The organism is Pseudomonas sp. NFACC16-2 (genome assembly GCF_900119205.1).
In the GTDB taxonomy this organism is placed as follows: Bacteria; Pseudomonadota; Gammaproteobacteria; order Pseudomonadales; family Pseudomonadaceae; genus Aquipseudomonas; species Aquipseudomonas fluorescens_Q.
Genome location: NZ_FPIX01000054.1, coordinates 1 through 15993 on the forward strand (window position 1 = coordinate 1; position 15993 = coordinate 15993).

Consider the following 15993-nt stretch of genomic DNA (forward strand, 5'->3'; position numbering starts at 1 on the left):
TTGCATCCGTTGCAGGGTCGCGTCCTGATGGGGCTGCAACACCTTCTGGAACGTGACTTTCTCATTATCAAGAAATCGATAAGCCGCCGTCGTTTCTGCCAGCCCTCGACAAGCGGTCGGGATGCTGTTGCCGGGATGATCGGCTAGGCGTCCTAAAAAGCTGGCGAGCCTGGCATTTAAACGGCCATCACCCAAGTCGGCGGTTTTCATTTCGTCCTGTGCCCAATTCAATCATCGTTCTCCATTTCTCCGAATTCCCAAAATACTTGAAAACAGAGTTATGTAGAACGATGAGCGCTCTGCGTGGGAATGCAGCCAGGGACGCTCTGCGTCCCAAGAAGCCGAACGCGGAGCGTCCGAGGAGGCATTCCCACGCAGAGCGTGGGAATGATCGTTGGGCGATGGCTTATTGCTGGGCGATGCTGTAGCCGTCGAATGCTTTTTGCTGTTGCAGGGCGGTGACGATGCTTTTGCGGGTGGCCTGTTGTTCGGTGCCGTCATTGTCCAGGAAGGTTTCGCTTTCCAGCTCGGCTTCGTCGCCTTCGCCTACGAAGTTGAAGCCCAGGAACTCGAAGGCCTCGCGGTCGACGTTCGGTTTGGAGCGTGGTGTGCGCAGGGGCAGGGTGACGCTGATGCCGTCCTTGCTGATGACAAACACTTCGGCTTCCTTCTTGGCCCGCGAGGCCTTGCCCTTGCTGCCGCTCGGATTGCTGATGGCCTGATGGGTCTGGTTCAGTACTTTCAGGGCCAGGCCGTAGACCAGTTCCTGAAACGACGGGTCGTCCTTGTAGCTGGAGAGGATACGGCTGATGGGAAAGCGGCTGCTCAGGTCTTCCAGGGCCGCGAAATCGGCGGCTTCGGCGTCTTTGAGTTGTTTGAGCTGGCCCATCAGTTCGTAGGCCTTGTCGTCGTCGAACGCATCGTGAGCCTGGCGGATGGCGTTGCGCAGTTCGCGGATCTGGTCGCTTTCGCGATTCGACTGGAATGCGTCGAGGACCATTTCGCTGATGGTTTTGGCCTGGGGCAGATGCTGTGAAAGATTGATGGAGTTTTCGTATTCCGCTTTGGACGACAGGGTGACTACGGATTCAGCGGTGTTGGAATCGGACATTGAAATTTCACTACTTCTGTTAGCGGGATGAGGCGAGAAAGGCATTGAGCTTTTTTCCGGTCGCCTAATCTATTGGACGCGGGCGGTGTTGTCACGGTCGGACCGGTAGCAGCTGACCATTTGTTGTCGGTAGCGGGTTTCAGTTGTGCATCAGGTCCATCAATCGCAAGGCATCGCTCGTTGCGGCGCCGCTGGCGGTGTTGTCGAAGATGCACCAGGTCGGCGTGTCGGGGTCAGCTTTCAATGCTCGGGCGAGGCGCTCCAGCCAGACGTCTTCGTAAGCTGAGTAGTAAATCCGTGGTGAACCGTGCAAGCGGTAGTAGCGAATGCCGGGCCAGCCTGCGGGTTGATCGCCGCCGGGCAAGGGTGAAGGATCGGCGGCGACACGGCCGATGCATTCGTCTTGCAGCATCGCTGCGGCCTGGGGCACGAGCCAGCTCGGGTGTCGCGGCTCAAGCACTGCGTAACCTTGATAACGGTCCCGCAAAGCCTTGAAGAACGCCCCGGCCGCCGCGGCATCGAACGCCAGCGACGGGGGCAACTGAATCAAGAGGCAACCAAGCTGTTCTCCCAGTTGCGAGCATTGCCCGAGGAATTCATCCACAGGCCCTTCGCAGTCGATCAGTCGCCGTTCATGGGTGATCTGCTTGGGCACTTTGACCGAGAAACGAAAATCCCGGGCCACGCTGGCTGCCCACTTTGCATACGTGGCGGGACGGTGAGGGCGATAGAACGAGCTGTTGATTTCCACGGCCGGGAATCGGCTGCTATAGCGTTGCAAATGAGTCCCGTCGACAGCAAAGGCCGGCCAGTGCTCCCGGGGCAGCGACCAGCCGGCGCAGCCCAGGTAAAGGCGTGGGAAGGAGGGGGATCGAATTGGCAAGGGTGAAAGCCTGCTTGCTAGGGATACAGCCTATGACCGCTGCCAGCCCCTCATGTCTGCATTCTTTTTTGCCTTCGGGCCTGGGCCCGGTTCATTCACAAATCACATTCTTGCCCGACATTTTGGAGCGATACAGCGCCTGATCCGCCCGATGCAGCAACGTCGCGTGCTGTTCATTCTCGAGTCGCTGCACCACGCCAAAACTCATGGTGATCTGGAAATCGCCCACCGGCAGCAGGTCGGACAGACCCCGGCGAATGCTTTCCGCCAGCAGGCGGGCGTCGGCCAGGGTGGTATTGGGCAAGATCATGATGAATTCGTCACCGCCCCAGCGCACCAGCAAATCGCCGTCGCGCTGGCAACGCTTGACGCTCTGCACCACTTGCACCAGCGCTGCGTCGCCAAAGGCGTGGCCGTAGCGGTCGTTGATGTCTTTGAAATCATCCACGTCCATGGCGATCAGCGCCAACGGCTCGCGGAAACGCTGTGCGCGCTCACAGGCCAGCGGCAGTGCCTGGTCCAGGCGATAACGGTTGGCGACCCGCGTCAGGGCATCGGTTTCGGCAAGCCGGCGATTCTCGTCGAGCTGGATCTGCAACTGATGGTTGACCCGGGACAGTTCGCGGGTGCGTTCTTCAATGATGGCTTCCAGGGATTGGTTACGCTGTTCCAGTTGTTCGAACAGACGCTTTTTGTCGTCGATACTGCGATGGGCGCCGATCATGCGCGCCACCGTGCCGTCCGGATTACGGGCGATCACGTAGCCGCGATCCTCGATCCAGATGTAGGCCCCATCGCGCGTGCGGCAGCGGTATTCGGCCTGGTAACCGTGGGAGCGTTGTTCCAGGTAGTCGTCGAACAACGCCATGACCCGTGGATAGTCATCCGGGTGGATCACGCTCTCCCAGGTCAGCACGTTGTTGTCCAGTGAATGAGGCAGGTAGCCAAGCATCGTGTACCAGCCGGGGTTGCGGTAGACGAAGCCGGTGTTGGCATTCCAGTCCCAGATGCCATCGCTGACCAGTTCCAGGATGGTGTGCAGTACGCCTTCGTCCAGATCGGACAGGTCGAACCGCAGCATATCGATGTTCGAGGCGTCTCCCATCGTCGTTTCCTCATCGGCCTTGATATCAAAATGCTCGTCCAAGGAGGAAGAGTAGCTGATGGGGGTGTGAGGAACTAGCGGGGGATGTTCAGACGGGGTTCGCTTTTGTGGCGAGGGGATAAATCCCCTCGCCACAGCATCATTGGGTTGGGGGTTTGCCCCATTTCTCCAGCGCGAACTCGACAAAACTGCGCAGTTTCGGCAAACGGTAGCGGTCTTGCGCGTACATCAGGCTCATGGGGCGATGGGGCAACTGATAGTCCTGCAGCAACGCCACCAGGTGACCATCCTTCAGGTCCTGGGCCACCAGCGCATCGGGCAGCATCACCACGCCCATCCCGGCCAAGGCGGCGCGATGCAGGCCCGAGGAGCTGTTGATCAGCATCGGTCCGTTTACCGGAACCTTGATCTCGCCGTCCGGGCCGTTGATGGGCCAGTGTTCCTGGGCGAAGCGCCATTCGTCTGCTGCCGAATAGGCGAACGACAGGCAGTCGTGTCGTTGCAGGTCCGCCGGTTGTTCCGGCGTGCCGCGCCGGGCCAGGTAGGCAGGGGAGGCGCAGATGGTCAGGGTGTAGTCCACCAACGGACGGGCAATCAGTTTCGGGTCGGGATGGCCGAGGCGAATGGCGACATCGAATCCATGTTCGAGCAGGTCCAGCCGCTGATTGGTCAGCACCACGTCGAGCTTGACCTGGGCGAAGCGCTGGCTGAATTCGGCCAGCGCCGGCGCGAGGCGTTCGGAGCCGAAGGTCAGCGGCGCGGTGATGCGCAGGGTGCCGCTGGGCTCGCCTTGGGTCTGTTCGGCCAGGCGCTCGGAATCGGCCACCAGCCCCAGCACTTCCAGGCAACGTTGGTAGTAGGTCGAGCCAAACTCAGTCAGGCGCTGGCGCCGCGTCGTACGGTTGATCAGGCGCACGCCGAGACGTTGCTCCAGTGCACGAAGATGATTACCCACCATGGTGGTGGACATTTCGCACGCCTGGGCCGCCGCCGTCAGGCTTCCGGTTTCTACGACCTTCACGTAAACGGTCATTGCTTGGAACAAGTCCATTATCAAGCTCGGCTTTTAAATGATTGAAGTAAAGTAGCGTTTATCCAGCCTTGGTGGCTAACCATACTGGAAAAAACCAACCCAATGGAGCTTAATGCCATGACCGCTGCCTGCCTGATGACCACTTACCAACCCCTGGCGCTGAGTTTCACCCATGGTTTGGGTACGCGCTTGTGGGACCAGGATGGCCGCGAATACCTCGATGCGGTGGCGGGCGTGGCGGTGACCAATGTCGGTCACTCCCACCCACGGTTGGTGGCCGCCATCAGCGAGCAGGCCGGCCTGCTGTTGCACACGTCGAACCTGTACCGCATCGATTGGCAACAACGCCTGGCGCAAAAGCTCACCCAGCTGTCGGGGCTGGAGCGGGCGTTTTTCAACAACTCAGGCGCCGAGGCCAACGAAACCGCATTGAAACTGGCGCGCCTCTATGGTTGGCATAAAGGCATTGAGCAGCCGTTGGTCGTGGTCATGGACAATGCGTTCCATGGGCGCACCTTGGGCACGATGTGCGCCAGTGACGGCCCCTCCGTGCGGCTGGGTTTCAATCGGTTGCCGGGGGATTTCATCAAGGTGCCGTTCGGCGATCTGGCGGCGTTGGAAGCGATCCAGCAAGCTCATGCCGAGCGCATCGTCGCGGTACTGGTAGAACCGATCCAGGGCGAAAGCGGTGTGCAACTCGCGCCGCCGGGCTATCTCAAGGCCTTGCGTGAACTGTGCAGCCGGCGCGTCTGGTTGTTGATGCTCGACGAGATCCAGACCGGCATCGGTCGTACTGGCCAATGGTTCGCGTTCCAGCACGAGGGCATCGTGCCGGACGTCATGACCCTCGCCAAAGGCCTGGGCAATGGCGTACCCATTGGTGCCTGCCTGGCGCGGGGCAAGGCTGCCGAGCTGTTTACCCCTGGCAGCCATGGCAGCACCTTTGGCGGTAATCCGCTGGCCTGTCGGGTCGGCTGTACGGTGCTGGAGATCATTGAGCAACAAGCGCTGGTGGACAACGCCAGGCACCAGGGCGACCAATTGCTGAGCCGGCTGCGCATGGAGTTGGCGGATAACCCGAATGTCTTGGCGATTCGCGGCCAGGGGTTGATGATCGGTATCGAACTCAAGCAACCGGTCCGCGATCTGGCCCTTCGCGCCGCCCGGGACCACGGCCTGCTGATCAATATCACGCGGGGCCAGACCATCCGCCTGTTGCCGCCGTTGACGATCGATGGGCGAGAAGTGGAGATGATTGTCAGGGGCGTGAGCCGCTGTCTGGCGCAGGGGTGAGGGGCGTTCGCCGGGGGGCCGGTTTTTTATCGGTCAGCCGGGCGAAGCGCAACGCAGCGCGACGGAATTTTTAACGATTGCCGCGTTCCAACGCCTGCCAGAGTCGATTGCCTACACTTTGGCATTCAGACTGAAAACCCAGGAGCATCTTCATGTTCACCTCGCGTCGCTTGATCGTTGTCGCAACTGCTGTGGCCTTGTTGTCCGGCTGTGCGTCGCCTAACCCCTATGACAATCAGGGCCAGGCCTCTACCGAATCTTCGGGCATGAGCAAAACCGCCAAGTATGGCGGCCTCGGTGCACTGGCGGGGGCGTTGGCCGGTGCGGCCATCGGTCACGATAATCGTGGCAAGGGTGCGTTGATCGGTGCAGCGGTGGTGGGGGCTTCCGCGGCCGGTTACGGCTACTACGCCGACCAGCAGGAAAAGAAGCTGCGCGCCAGCATGGCCAATACCGGTGTTGAAGTGCAGCGCCAGGGCGACCAGATCAAGCTGATCATGCCGGGCAACATCACCTTCGCCACCGACTCGGCAAACATCGCGTCCAGTTTCTACCAGCCGCTGAATAACCTGGCCAACTCCCTCAAGGAGTTCAACCAAAACCAGATCGAAATCGTCGGCTACACCGACAGCACCGGCAGCCGCCAGCACAACATGGACCTGTCCCAGCGTCGTGCGCAGAGCGTGGCGACCTACCTGACGTCCCAGGGCGTGAGCGGTGCCAACCTGTCGGCCCGTGGCGCCGGCCCGGACAACCCTGTGGCCAGCAACGCCGACGTCAATGGGCGTGCGCAGAACCGTCGTGTCGAGGTCAACCTCAAGGCGATTCCGGGCCAGCAGTACCAGACTCCACCGGCACAGCAGGGGCAGACTTACCAGCAATACCCTTGATCGCAGGAAGGTAAATGAAACGGGGGCCATGCAGACATGGTCCCCGTTTTTTTATGGCTGCCATTTCCCTTCAGGTTGACACCAAAACCTGTGGTGAGGGGATTTATCCCCGCTGGGCTGCGAAGCAGCCCCCAAACTGTCCGCTCAATCGGACTGACACACCGAGGTGTTTGAGCTCAGGGCTGCTTTGCAGCCCAACGGGGATAAATCCCCTCGCCACAATAAGGTGTACTCAGCTCATTTGATGGGATCAATTGGCCTCTTTCACCGCACTCAAAAACGCGCGCGTCCGTTCTTGCTGCGGATGTTCGAAGATCTGCGCCGGAGTGCCCTGTTCGTGAATCTGCCCTTTATAGAAAAAGCACACCCGGTCGGCGAACTCCCGGGCGAAGCCCATCTGGTGAGTCACCATCAACATCGTCAGGTTATGTTCGGCCCCCAGTTTGCGGATCACATTCAGCACTTCGCCGCACAGCTCCGGGTCGAGCGCCGAGGTCACTTCGTCAAACAGCATCACTTTGGGCCGCATTGCCAGCGCCCGGGCAATCGCCACCCGCTGTTGCTGGCCGCCGGACAACTGCGACGGATAATGGTCGAGCTTGTTGCCCAGCCCCACCATTTCCAACAGGTCGGCGGCGCGCTCCCGGGCTTCTTTCGGGTTCATGCCCAGCACCTGCACCGGCGCCTCGATCACGTTTTGCAGCGCCGTCATGTGGGGGAACAGGTTGAAACTCTGGAACACCATGCCGATCTTGCCGCGCACCCGGCGGATGTGTCGGTCGTTGGCCGGCACCAGCACGCCGTTGCGGTTGGGCATGTGGGTCAGGGAGTCATCCTCTACGCGGATCTGGCCCTGATCGATGCCTTCCAGGGTCATCAACACCCGCAGCAGCGTGGACTTGCCCGAGCCGCTGGGACCAATGATCGCGACCTTTTCACCGGGGGCGACATCCAGGTTCAGATGGTCGAGCACGGTGAAGCTGCCATAGCTCTTGGTCACGTCCTGGAAACTCACGATCGGCCGGGACGGTGTGGGATCTTGCATGGCCGGGGCCTCCTGCTGTGACGCCAGCGTGCTGCGCCGGGACAAATCGGTGGGCGTGGACAGAGGTAAAGTCATTAGCGTAGCTCCATGCGCGTTTCAAGGCGCCGTACCAGATAGGCCAAGGCAAGGCTCAGGGCGAGGAAGAACAGGCCGACCATGGTGATCGGTTCCAGGTAACGGAAATTCTCCGAACCGATGTTCTTGGCCTGCTGCATGATTTCCACCACGGTGATCGCCGACAGCACCGGCGTGTCCTTGAGCATCGCCACCAGGTAGTTGCCCAGCGGCGGCACGATCGGGCGCAGCGCCTGGGGCAGGATGATGTTGCGGTAGGCGTCGTACGGCGCGATGTTCAATGCCGTCACCGCCTCCCACTGCGCCCGTGGCACCGCGTCGAGACCACTGCGATAGACCTCGGCGATGTAGCAGGCGTAGTGCAGGCCGATGCCGAGGATGCCAACCTGCATGGCCGTCAGGCTCAAGCCGTAGTTGGGCAGTACGTAGTAGAGGAAATACACCTGGATCAGCAGCGGTGTGCTGCGGATGAACTCGATCACCGTGGCGGCCGGCCACGACAGCCAGAATGTGCGACTGCGCCGGCCAATCGCTAGGAACAGCCCCAGGACAATCGCGATCAGGAAGCCGATCAGGGTAATGCCCACGGTATTGAGGGAGGCGCGCAGCAGGTCCGGCAGGATGTGTGCGGCGTAGGACCAATCGAACAGCGTCATGACAGACCTCCGCGCATCCGGCCCCGGCTCAGTCGTCGCTCGACGTGGCGCATGCCGAAGTTGATGGCTTGGGCGAGGATGAAATACATCACCAGGGCCAGGCTGAAGATCTCCAGGGTCTGGAAGGTCGCCTGGTCCAGTTGCCGGGCACGGAAGCTCAGGTCCGACAAGGTGATCAGCGACACCAGCGAGGTGTTTTTCAGCAACTCGATGAGCAGGTTGGTGCCCGGCGGAATCGCTGCCAACAAGGCCTGGGGCAAGATGATCCGTTTGAAGCGCGTGAAACTACTGAAATTCAGCGCCGTGCAAGCTTCGTATTGTCCCTTGGCCACCGAGCTGATGGCACCGCGCATGACCTCGGCCCCATAGGCGCCGATGTGCAGGCCCAGGCCGACGATCGCCACCGCGTAAGGGCTCAGTTCGACGTTGAACGGTGGCAGCGGCAACACGAAGAACAACCAGAACAGCTGGACCAACAGCGAGGTGCCACGGAAGACTTCGATGTAGGTAATGCTGAACCAGCGCAGCACGCGCCACGGCGACAGCCGCCCGAGGGCCGCCAAGACTGCGGCGACAATCGCCAGCAGCGAGCCGAAGAAGGTCACCTGCAGCGTAACCCAGGCCCCTTGAATCAATAACGGAAGTAATTCGCCCATGGTTCGACCCGATATCCGATGAAGCAGGGGAACAGGCATCACGCAGCGCGCGTCACGCCTGTTTCGGCACGTCAGTTTCGACTATGGCTGAGCGCAGAGCTCGGCCGCGGTTTTACTGGTCACGTTGGATTTGTCGAAACCGAACGGCGCAACCGTCTTGAGGTGTTCTTCGGAGCCCAGCCACTTCTTCAGTTCGGCGTTGACCGCATCGCGCAGGTCTTTGTCTTCGGGGCGGAAGGCGAGGGCGCCGTAACCGATGTGGGACGGATCGTCCTTGAACTCGGTCATCGCCTCGATCTTGTCGCCGCCCTTGCTGGCCAGGCCTTTCATGGTCAGTTGTGTGCCGACGGCGGCGTCCGCGCGACCGGCGCGCACCGCTTGCAATTGTGCGGTGGTGTCGGGAACCTGGAGGATCTGCTCGTCCTTGACCCCGGAATCTCGAGCGTACGCCAGGTTCACCGTGCCGGCCATGATCGCCAGCTTCACGTCCGGTTGCTTGGCGATGTCTTCATAACTGTGGAGGTTTTTCGGGTTGCCCTTGGCCACGAGCAAGGCATCGGGCAACTGGTATTGCGGGTCGGTGAACAACACCTGCTTGCAACGCGCCGGGGTGATGTACATGCCGGCGGCAATCACGTCGAAACGGCCGGCGCGCAAGCCGGGAATCAGCGAGCCCCATTCAGTCAGCACGCCGTTGACCTGTTGGATGCCCATCTTGGCGAAGATGACCTTGGCGATTTCCGGCGATTCACCGGTCACGGTGCCGTCGGTTTCGGTGAAGGCGAACGGGGTTTCGTTGGCGTAGCCGATCCGGATGCTGCTGTTGCTTTTGACAGTATCCAGGGTCGCCGCCTGGACGCCGCTGGCCAGGCCGAGTACGGCGCAAGTCAGCAAGAGCCGACGCAAGGGCGCGCAGGTGCGGGGAAGAAAATTGCTCATCGATAAAATCTCCTGTTTCTTGTGGATCCGTCGTTGGACGGCTCTGTGGTAGGAGGCAGTGTGACAAGAGCAAAGCGTACTGCGGCTGATCCAGGCTGGGCCGTGGATCGGGAGCGGCGCCGGTACAGGTCGATCCGGCTTTTTGTCGGGGCGGTGAACCCGCCTGGATGACGACCTTGGACCGAGCATACAAAAGCCCCGGCATCGATTGTATTGCACTAGGACAATTGCTTTGCCGCGATGGCCGCGCAATGCTGTGCGCACCCTATACACGCCGGTTGCAACTGTCATGGATAAGTGGAAGTCAGCCTTGGACCTCGCCCGTAGCGGTGAATCCAAATACAAGATTCTGGTGCAGGCCATTGCCGACGATATCGAACAGGGCACCCTGGCCAATGACCAGCGCCTGCCGCCGCAACGGCAGGTGGCCGACGCCATGGGCATCAGCGTGCAGACCGTCACCAACGCCTACAAGGAACTGGAGCGCCAGGGCCTGGTGCGCTGTGAAGTCGGGCGTGGCAGCTTCGTCTCGCGGCGCATGAGCGACCGGGTGGCGACGTACATTCTCGACAGTCCCGAGCGAGCGCTGGTGGATTTTTCCATCACCCGCATCCTGCACACCCGCGAGCATGACCAGGCCTGGCGTGATACCTGCGCGGCGCTGAGCACTGAAGAGGATCAGCCGTGGATTCATGCGTTTCGCCCCATCGCCGGTTTCGAATCCCATCGCGAAGCGGCGGCGCAGTGGATCGGTCGGCAAGGGCTGAAAGTCGACCGTAACGATGTGCTGATCACCAATGGTGCGGCCCACGGGATTTTCCTGGCTCTCGCTTCGCTGGCGGGCCCTGATGATGTGGTGCTTTGCGAAGGTTTGACCGACCACGGCGTGATCGGCAACTCCCAGGTGCTGGGTTTCACCCTCAAGGGCCTGGAGATGGACCGCCATGGCATCGACCCCGAGCATTTCGAAGACATGTGCAGCAACGAGCGCATCACTGCACTGGTGTGCACGCCAAACCTGAACAACCCCACCACCAGCCTGATGCCCGACGCCCGCCGCCGGGAAATCGCCGAGATTGCCCGGCGCTTCGGTGTACACATTATCGAAGACGATGTGTACGGCCCGCTGCTGGACGAACGCCGGGCGCCGCCCATCAGCCATTACCTGCCGGAGCTATCGTTCTATTGCACGAGCATGACCAAGTCGGTGCTCACGGGGTTGCGCATCGGTTACCTGGTGGTGCCCAAGCGTCTGGCCCTGCGCACCGAGAGCATCCTGCGGGTCAACAGTTGGATGGCCACACCCATGGTCTCAGAGATCGCCACCCGCTGGATTCGCGATGGACGCGCCGAGTCGCTGGTGCAATTGCAACGTCAACTGCTGGCCGGGCGCCAGGCGATGGTCACCGAGTACATGGGCGAACATCTGCTGGGCCAGCACCCGCATGCCTTGAATGCGTGGGTTGGCATCCCGTCCCATTGGGAAGTGGACAGCCTGGTGCGGGCGCTGCGGCACAAGCATATCGCCGTGACCTCCCCCGATCCGTTCACCGTCCGCGGCACCCCCAGGCCCCGCGCGGTGCGGGTCTGCGTCGGTGCCGAATGCAGCGATGAAGAAATGCGCCATGCGCTGATCGGCATGCGGCAGATCTTCAACCAGTACCCGCAGATCCATGATTTCTGAAATGCCGAATGTTTGATCGTTCCCACGCTCTGCGTGGGAATGCATCCTGTGACGCTCTGCGTCACTTCCAGAAACGGAACGCGGAGCGTCCCTGGCGGTATTCCCACGCGGAGCGCGGGAACGATCAAGCATCAAGCCATCAGCAATTAAATTGCCCTAGTACATTCATCACCACAATCCAGCCCTCTTAGACTGCGCGCAACACATCAGCTCGGGACGCGGTCATGGCAGTGTTGCAGCTTCAGGATATCTACCGTGCTCGCCAGCGCATCGAGTCGCTGGTGCGGCGTACACCCATGGAGCATTCCCCGAGTTTGTCGCGGTTGATGGGCGTGGCGGTGTACCTCAAGCTTGAGGCCCTGCAAATCACCGGCAGCTTCAAGCTGCGCGGGGCGAGCAATGCAGTGGCGCAGCTCAGCGCCGAGCAAAAGGCCCAAGGCGTGGTCACGGCTTCGACCGGCAATCATGGTCGGGCACTGGCCCATGCCGCTTCGCAACAAGGCGTCAAGGCGATTGTCTGCCTGTCGAACCTGGTGCCGGCCAACAAGGTGCAGGCGATTCGCGACCTGGGCGCCGAGGTGTGCATCGTCGGCCAGTCCCAGGACGATGCCCAGCGCGAGGCCGAGCGCATAGCCCGGGAGCAGGGCGCGACCTTTTTGCCGCCCTTCGATCATCCGGCGATCATCGCCGGGCAGGGCACCCTCGGCCTGGAGATCCTCGAGCAGCAACCGGAGGTGGCCCAGGTCCTGGTGCCGTTGTCCGGTGGCGGCTTGTTCGCCGGTGTTGCCCTGGCCCTCAAAAGTGCGAACCCAGCGATTCAAGTCCACGGCATCAGCATGGCCCGTGGTGCCGCGATGCACGCCAGCCTCGCCGCGGGGCAGCCCGTGGACATCGAAGAACTGCCGACGCTGGCCGACTCCCTCGGTGGCGGCATCGGACTGGACAACCACTACACCTTCGCCATGACCCGGCAACTGAGCGATGACGTACACCTGCTCTCGGAAGCCTCTATCGCCAATGCCATCCGCCACGCTTATCACCAGGAACGCCTGGTGCTCGAAGGGGCTGCCGTGGTGGGCATCGCGGCGCTGCTCGACGGCCTGGTCGAGCCGCGCGGCCCCATTGTGCTGGTGGTCAGCGGGCGCAACGTCGACACCGAACACCATGCCCGCGTGATCGCTGGCGCCAACGCCTGATAACCCCTAACGGAGCCTGTCATGAGTGAAGTCACCCTATTGAGCGAAGCCGACCTGCGCAGCTGCGTAGCCCTCGACCTGGCCAGCATCGACGCCATCGAGCAGGCCTTCGTGCTGTTGGCGACGGCGGCCGTGGCGATGCCGCCGATCCTGCGGCTGGACATCCCCGAACATAACGGTGAAGTGGACGTGAAGACTGCTTATCTGCCGGGCCTGGAACGCTTCGCCATCAAGGTCAGCCCGGGCTTTTTCGATAACCCCAAGCTCGGCCTGCCCAGCCTCAACGGCATGATGATGTTGCTGTCGGCGCGCACCGGTCTGCTGGAGGCGCTGTTGCTGGATAACGGTTATCTCACCGCCGTACGCACGGCAGCGGCCGGGGCGGTGGCGGCGCGTTGCCTGTCTCGCGAGGAGAGCCGCAGCGTCGCGCTGATCGGCGCCGGTGAGCAGGCGGCGTTGCAGCTTCAGGCGCTGCGCCTGGTGCGGCCTATCGAAGAGGTGCGGGTCTGGGCGCGCGATGCGCAAAAGGCCCGGGCGTTCAGTGCCGAACTGGCCCGCGACACGGGGCTGGCGGTCACGCCGTGCGCCAGTGTCGACGCCGCGCTGGAAGGCGTGGACATCGCCATCACCTGCACCCCCAGCCGCGAGCCGCTGATCGAAGTTCGGCACCTGCACCCGGGCCTGCACATCACCGCGATGGGCTCGGACGCGGAACACAAGAACGAGATTTCCCCGCAAGCCCTGGCGGCTGTCGACTGTTATGTCGCCGATCGCCTGAGCCAGACCCGCGTGCTCGGCGAACTGCACCACGCCCTGTTGGCCGGCACCGTTCGCGATGACCTGGCGTTGACGGAGCTGGGACAGGTGTTGGCGGGACAGCGGCTGGGGCGTTCCGATGCGGCGCAAGTGACGCTTTGCGACCTGACCGGCACCGGCGCCCAGGACACCGCCATCGCCAACCTGGCGTTCGAGCGGGCACGGGCGGCGGGCAAGGGCTTTGCGTTCGGACGCTAGATCATTTTTCTCATGAGACATTGAACAGAGGGCAGGTGGATGTCAGAGATCGTCGTCAATCTTCCGTTCCTGCGGGAGGAATACACCCAACGCCTGGTGAAGGTTCGCGCGGCCATGCAGGCCCAGGGCCTGGAGCTGCTGTTGGTCACCGATCCGTCGAACATGGCGTGGCTCACCGGCTATGACGGTTGGTCGTTCTATGTGCACCAGTGCGTGCTGGTGGCACTGGAGGGCGAGCCTGTGTGGTTCGGTCGTGGCCAGGATGCCAACGGTGCAAAACGCACGGTGTTCATGCAGGCCGATAACATCGTCGGCTACCCGGACATCTATGTGCAGTCCCGCGAGCGCCACCCTATGGACTACTTGTCCCGCGAGGTGATCATCGCCCGTGGCTGGGGCGCGCTGACCATCGGCGTGGAGATGGACAACTATTACTTCAGCGCCGCGGCGTACCTGTCGCTGCAAAAGCATTTGCCCCAGGCAAAACTGGTGGATGCGGTGGGCCTGGTGAACTGGCAGCGGGCGGTCAAATCGCCCCAGGAAATCGCCTACATGCGCATCGCCGCACGCATCGTCGAAAACATGCACAGCCGGATCCTGGAACGCATCGAACCGGGTATGCGCAAGAACGAATTGGTGGCCGAGATCTACAGCAGCGGCATCCTCGGCGCCGACGGTCATGGCGGCGACTACCCGGCCATCGTGCCGCTGTTGCCTACCGGGGCCGACGCCAGTGCGCCGCACCTGACCTGGGACGATTCACCCTTCGAGAAGGGCGCCGGCACCTTCTTTGAAATCGCCGGTTGCTACAAGCGTTACCACTGCCCGCTGTCGCGCACCATTTACCTGGGCAAGCCGCCGCAGCATTTCCTCGACGGCGAAAAAGCCGTGGTCGAGGGCATCGCCGCCGGCCTCGATGCGGCCAAGCCAGGGAACACCACGGGCGACATCGCCGTGGCGTTTTTCAAGGTGCTGGAGAAATTCGGCATCCACAAGGACAGTCGTTGCGGCTACCCCATCGGGATCAGTTATCCGCCGGATTGGGGCGAGCGCACCATGAGCCTGCGCCCCGGCGACAACAGCGTGTTGCAGCCGGGCATGACCTTCCATTTCATGCCGGGGCTGTGGATGGACGATTGGGGCCTGGAGATCACCGAAAGCATCCTGATCACCGAGACTGGCGTCGAGACGCTGTGCAACGTGCCCCGTCAATTGTTCGTGAAGGATTGAGCCATGCCCGATCTGCCTAATAATCCCATCAGCGCCACGATCGACTTCACCCGCGAAGGCGTGCAGCACGGCTTCCTCAAACTGCCGTATTCGCGGGACGATTCGGCCTGGGGCGCCGTGATGATCCCCATCACGGTCATCCAGCGCGGCAGCGGTCCGACGGCGCTGCTCAGCGGTGGCAACCATGGCGATGAATACGAAGGCCCAGTGGCCCTGAGCAAACTGGCCCAGCAACTGACCGCCGACGACGTCAGCGGGCGGGTGATCATCGTGCCGTTCATGAACACCCCGGCGTTCCATGCCGGGCGCCGGACGTCGCCCATCGACAAGGGCAACCTGAACCGCAGTTTTCCCGGCAGGCCGGACGGCACCGTCACCGAGAAAATCGCCGACTATTTCAATCGCACTTTGTTGCCCTTGGCCGACATTGTCCTGGACATTCATTCCGGCGGGCGGACCTTGGATTTCCTGCCGTTTGCCGCCTGCCACGTCTTGCCGGACAAACAGCAGCAAGCGCGCTGCGAGGCCGGGATGCTGGCGTTTAACGCGCCGTATTGCATGCGCATGCTGGAGCTGGACGCCGGGGCGATGTACGACACGGCGGCCGAGTCCCAGGGCAAAGTGTTCGTCACCACTGAGCTGGGCGGCGGCGGTTCGTCGACGGCGCGCAGCGTGGCGATTGCCGAGCGAGGGGTGCGCAACCTGTTGATTCACGCCGGCATCCTGCGGGGTACGATCGAGTTGCAGCCGTCGCTGGTGCTCGACATGCCGGACGCCAGTTGCTTCATCGCCAGCGAGCACGATGGCTTGCTGGAAATGTGCCGCGACCTGGGGGACCACGTGACCCTGGGCGAGGTGGTGGCGCGCATCTACGACACCACTCGCAGCGGTGTTGCCCCGGTTGAATACCGCGCCGCCCGCAGCGGCCTGCTGGCGGCCCGGCATTTTCCGGGGCTGGTGCAGTGTGGCGATACGTTGGTGGTGATTGCCGATGTGTTGGCGTGATGCGGGTTACACACAGCCTCTGTGGCAAGAGGAATTCTCTGTGGCGAGGGGATTTATCCCCGTCGGACTGCGAAGCAGTCCCCCAAAACAATCGGCTCGATCAGCCTAACGCACCGAATTGCCTGATTTTCAGGGCTGCTTCGCAGCCCGACGGGGATAAATCCCCTCGCCACAGATA

General features: G+C 61.9%; 16 protein-coding genes. 7 read left to right on the forward strand and 9 right to left on the reverse strand.

Going from position 1 to position 15993, the window contains the following annotated elements; all coding sequences use genetic code 11:
- The 5 genes from BT116_RS27220 to BT116_RS27240 all read right to left on the reverse strand — a co-directional run.
- Positions 1–231 (reverse strand): IS4/Tn5 family transposase DNA-binding protein (locus tag BT116_RS27220; protein WP_139271911.1); only part of this gene is annotated, 231 nt, incomplete at its 3' end.
- A gap of 175 nt (positions 232–406) precedes the next feature.
- Positions 407–1111, reverse strand: coding sequence for a hypothetical protein (locus BT116_RS27225; RefSeq protein WP_072348620.1), 705 nt, complete (start codon positions 1109–1111; stop codon positions 407–409).
- 139 nt (positions 1112–1250) lie between these two features.
- Positions 1251–1994 carry a DUF72 domain-containing protein gene (locus BT116_RS27230; protein ID WP_072348622.1) on the reverse strand — a complete coding sequence of 248 codons (744 nt, stop codon included), beginning with the start codon at positions 1992–1994 and terminating at the stop codon, positions 1251–1253.
- A 91-nt stretch (positions 1995–2085) separates the two neighbouring features.
- On the reverse strand, positions 2086–3099 hold the full coding sequence (locus BT116_RS27235) for a sensor domain-containing diguanylate cyclase (RefSeq protein WP_072348624.1): 1014 nt from the start codon (positions 3097–3099) through the stop codon (positions 2086–2088).
- Positions 3100–3238: 139 nt separating this feature from the next.
- A complete protein-coding gene (locus tag BT116_RS27240) occupies positions 3239–4150 on the reverse strand; it encodes a LysR family transcriptional regulator (protein WP_072348626.1) in 912 nt (303 codons plus the stop codon).
- Between the two features lie 99 nt (positions 4151–4249).
- Between BT116_RS27240 and BT116_RS27245 the strand changes: the two genes are divergently transcribed.
- Both BT116_RS27245 and BT116_RS27250 read left to right on the forward strand, forming a co-directional pair.
- Positions 4250–5425: an aspartate aminotransferase family protein gene (locus BT116_RS27245; protein WP_072348628.1), complete on the forward strand. Its 1176-nt coding sequence runs from the start codon at positions 4250–4252 to the stop codon at positions 5423–5425.
- 152 nt (positions 5426–5577) lie between these two features.
- Positions 5578–6315, forward strand: a complete 738-nt coding sequence (locus tag BT116_RS27250; RefSeq protein WP_072348629.1) for a YiaD family glycine zipper/OmpA-like lipoprotein — start codon at positions 5578–5580, stop codon at positions 6313–6315.
- 250 nt (positions 6316–6565) lie between these two features.
- On the opposite strand, the gene ehuA is transcribed toward BT116_RS27250, so the two are convergent.
- The 4 genes from ehuA to ehuB all read right to left on the reverse strand — a co-directional run bounded on the left by ehuA (position 6566) and on the right by ehuB (position 9686).
- Entirely contained in the window at positions 6566–7435 is an 870-nt protein-coding gene (ehuA, locus tag BT116_RS27255) for an ectoine/hydroxyectoine ABC transporter ATP-binding protein EhuA (protein ID WP_371856192.1), read from the reverse strand.
- Positions 7435–8091, reverse strand: a complete 657-nt coding sequence (gene ehuD, locus BT116_RS27260; RefSeq protein ID WP_072348631.1) for an ectoine/hydroxyectoine ABC transporter permease subunit EhuD — start codon at positions 8089–8091, stop codon at positions 7435–7437. The genes ehuA and ehuD overlap by 1 nt, the downstream gene beginning before the upstream one ends.
- On the reverse strand, positions 8088–8747 hold the full coding sequence (gene ehuC / locus BT116_RS27265; protein ID WP_072348633.1) for an ectoine/hydroxyectoine ABC transporter permease subunit EhuC: 660 nt from the start codon (positions 8745–8747) through the stop codon (positions 8088–8090). Before ehuC ends, ehuD begins: the two co-directional genes overlap by 4 nt.
- Before the next feature lie 81 nt (positions 8748–8828).
- The gene (ehuB, locus tag BT116_RS27270) at positions 8829–9686 is read right to left on the reverse strand and encodes an ectoine/hydroxyectoine ABC transporter substrate-binding protein EhuB (RefSeq protein WP_072348635.1); all 858 of its coding nucleotides are present in this window, start codon (positions 9684–9686) and stop codon (positions 8829–8831) included.
- A gap of 289 nt (positions 9687–9975) precedes the next feature.
- On the opposite strand from ehuB, the gene BT116_RS27275 reads away from it, so the two are divergent.
- From BT116_RS27275 to doeB, 5 genes are all read left to right on the forward strand, one after another.
- Positions 9976–11370 (forward strand): MocR-like ectoine utilization transcription factor EhuR, encoded by a 1395-nt coding sequence (locus BT116_RS27275; RefSeq protein ID WP_072348637.1) that lies wholly within the window; start codon positions 9976–9978, stop codon positions 11368–11370.
- A gap of 224 nt (positions 11371–11594) precedes the next feature.
- Positions 11595–12566 carry a hydroxyectoine utilization dehydratase EutB gene (gene eutB / locus BT116_RS27280; protein WP_072348639.1) on the forward strand — a complete coding sequence of 324 codons (972 nt, stop codon included), beginning with the start codon at positions 11595–11597 and terminating at the stop codon, positions 12564–12566.
- A 21-nt stretch (positions 12567–12587) separates the two neighbouring features.
- The gene (locus BT116_RS27285) at positions 12588–13580 is read left to right on the forward strand and encodes a cyclodeaminase (protein ID WP_072348641.1); all 993 of its coding nucleotides are present in this window, start codon (positions 12588–12590) and stop codon (positions 13578–13580) included.
- Positions 13581–13619: 39 nt separating this feature from the next.
- Positions 13620–14810, forward strand: coding sequence for an ectoine hydrolase DoeA (gene doeA, locus BT116_RS27290; RefSeq protein ID WP_072348643.1), 1191 nt, complete (start codon positions 13620–13622; stop codon positions 14808–14810).
- Positions 14811–14813: 3 nt separating this feature from the next.
- Positions 14814–15815, forward strand: coding sequence for a N(2)-acetyl-L-2,4-diaminobutanoate deacetylase DoeB (gene doeB / locus BT116_RS27295; RefSeq protein WP_072348645.1), 1002 nt, complete (start codon positions 14814–14816; stop codon positions 15813–15815).
- Positions 15816–15993 lie beyond the last annotated feature (178 nt).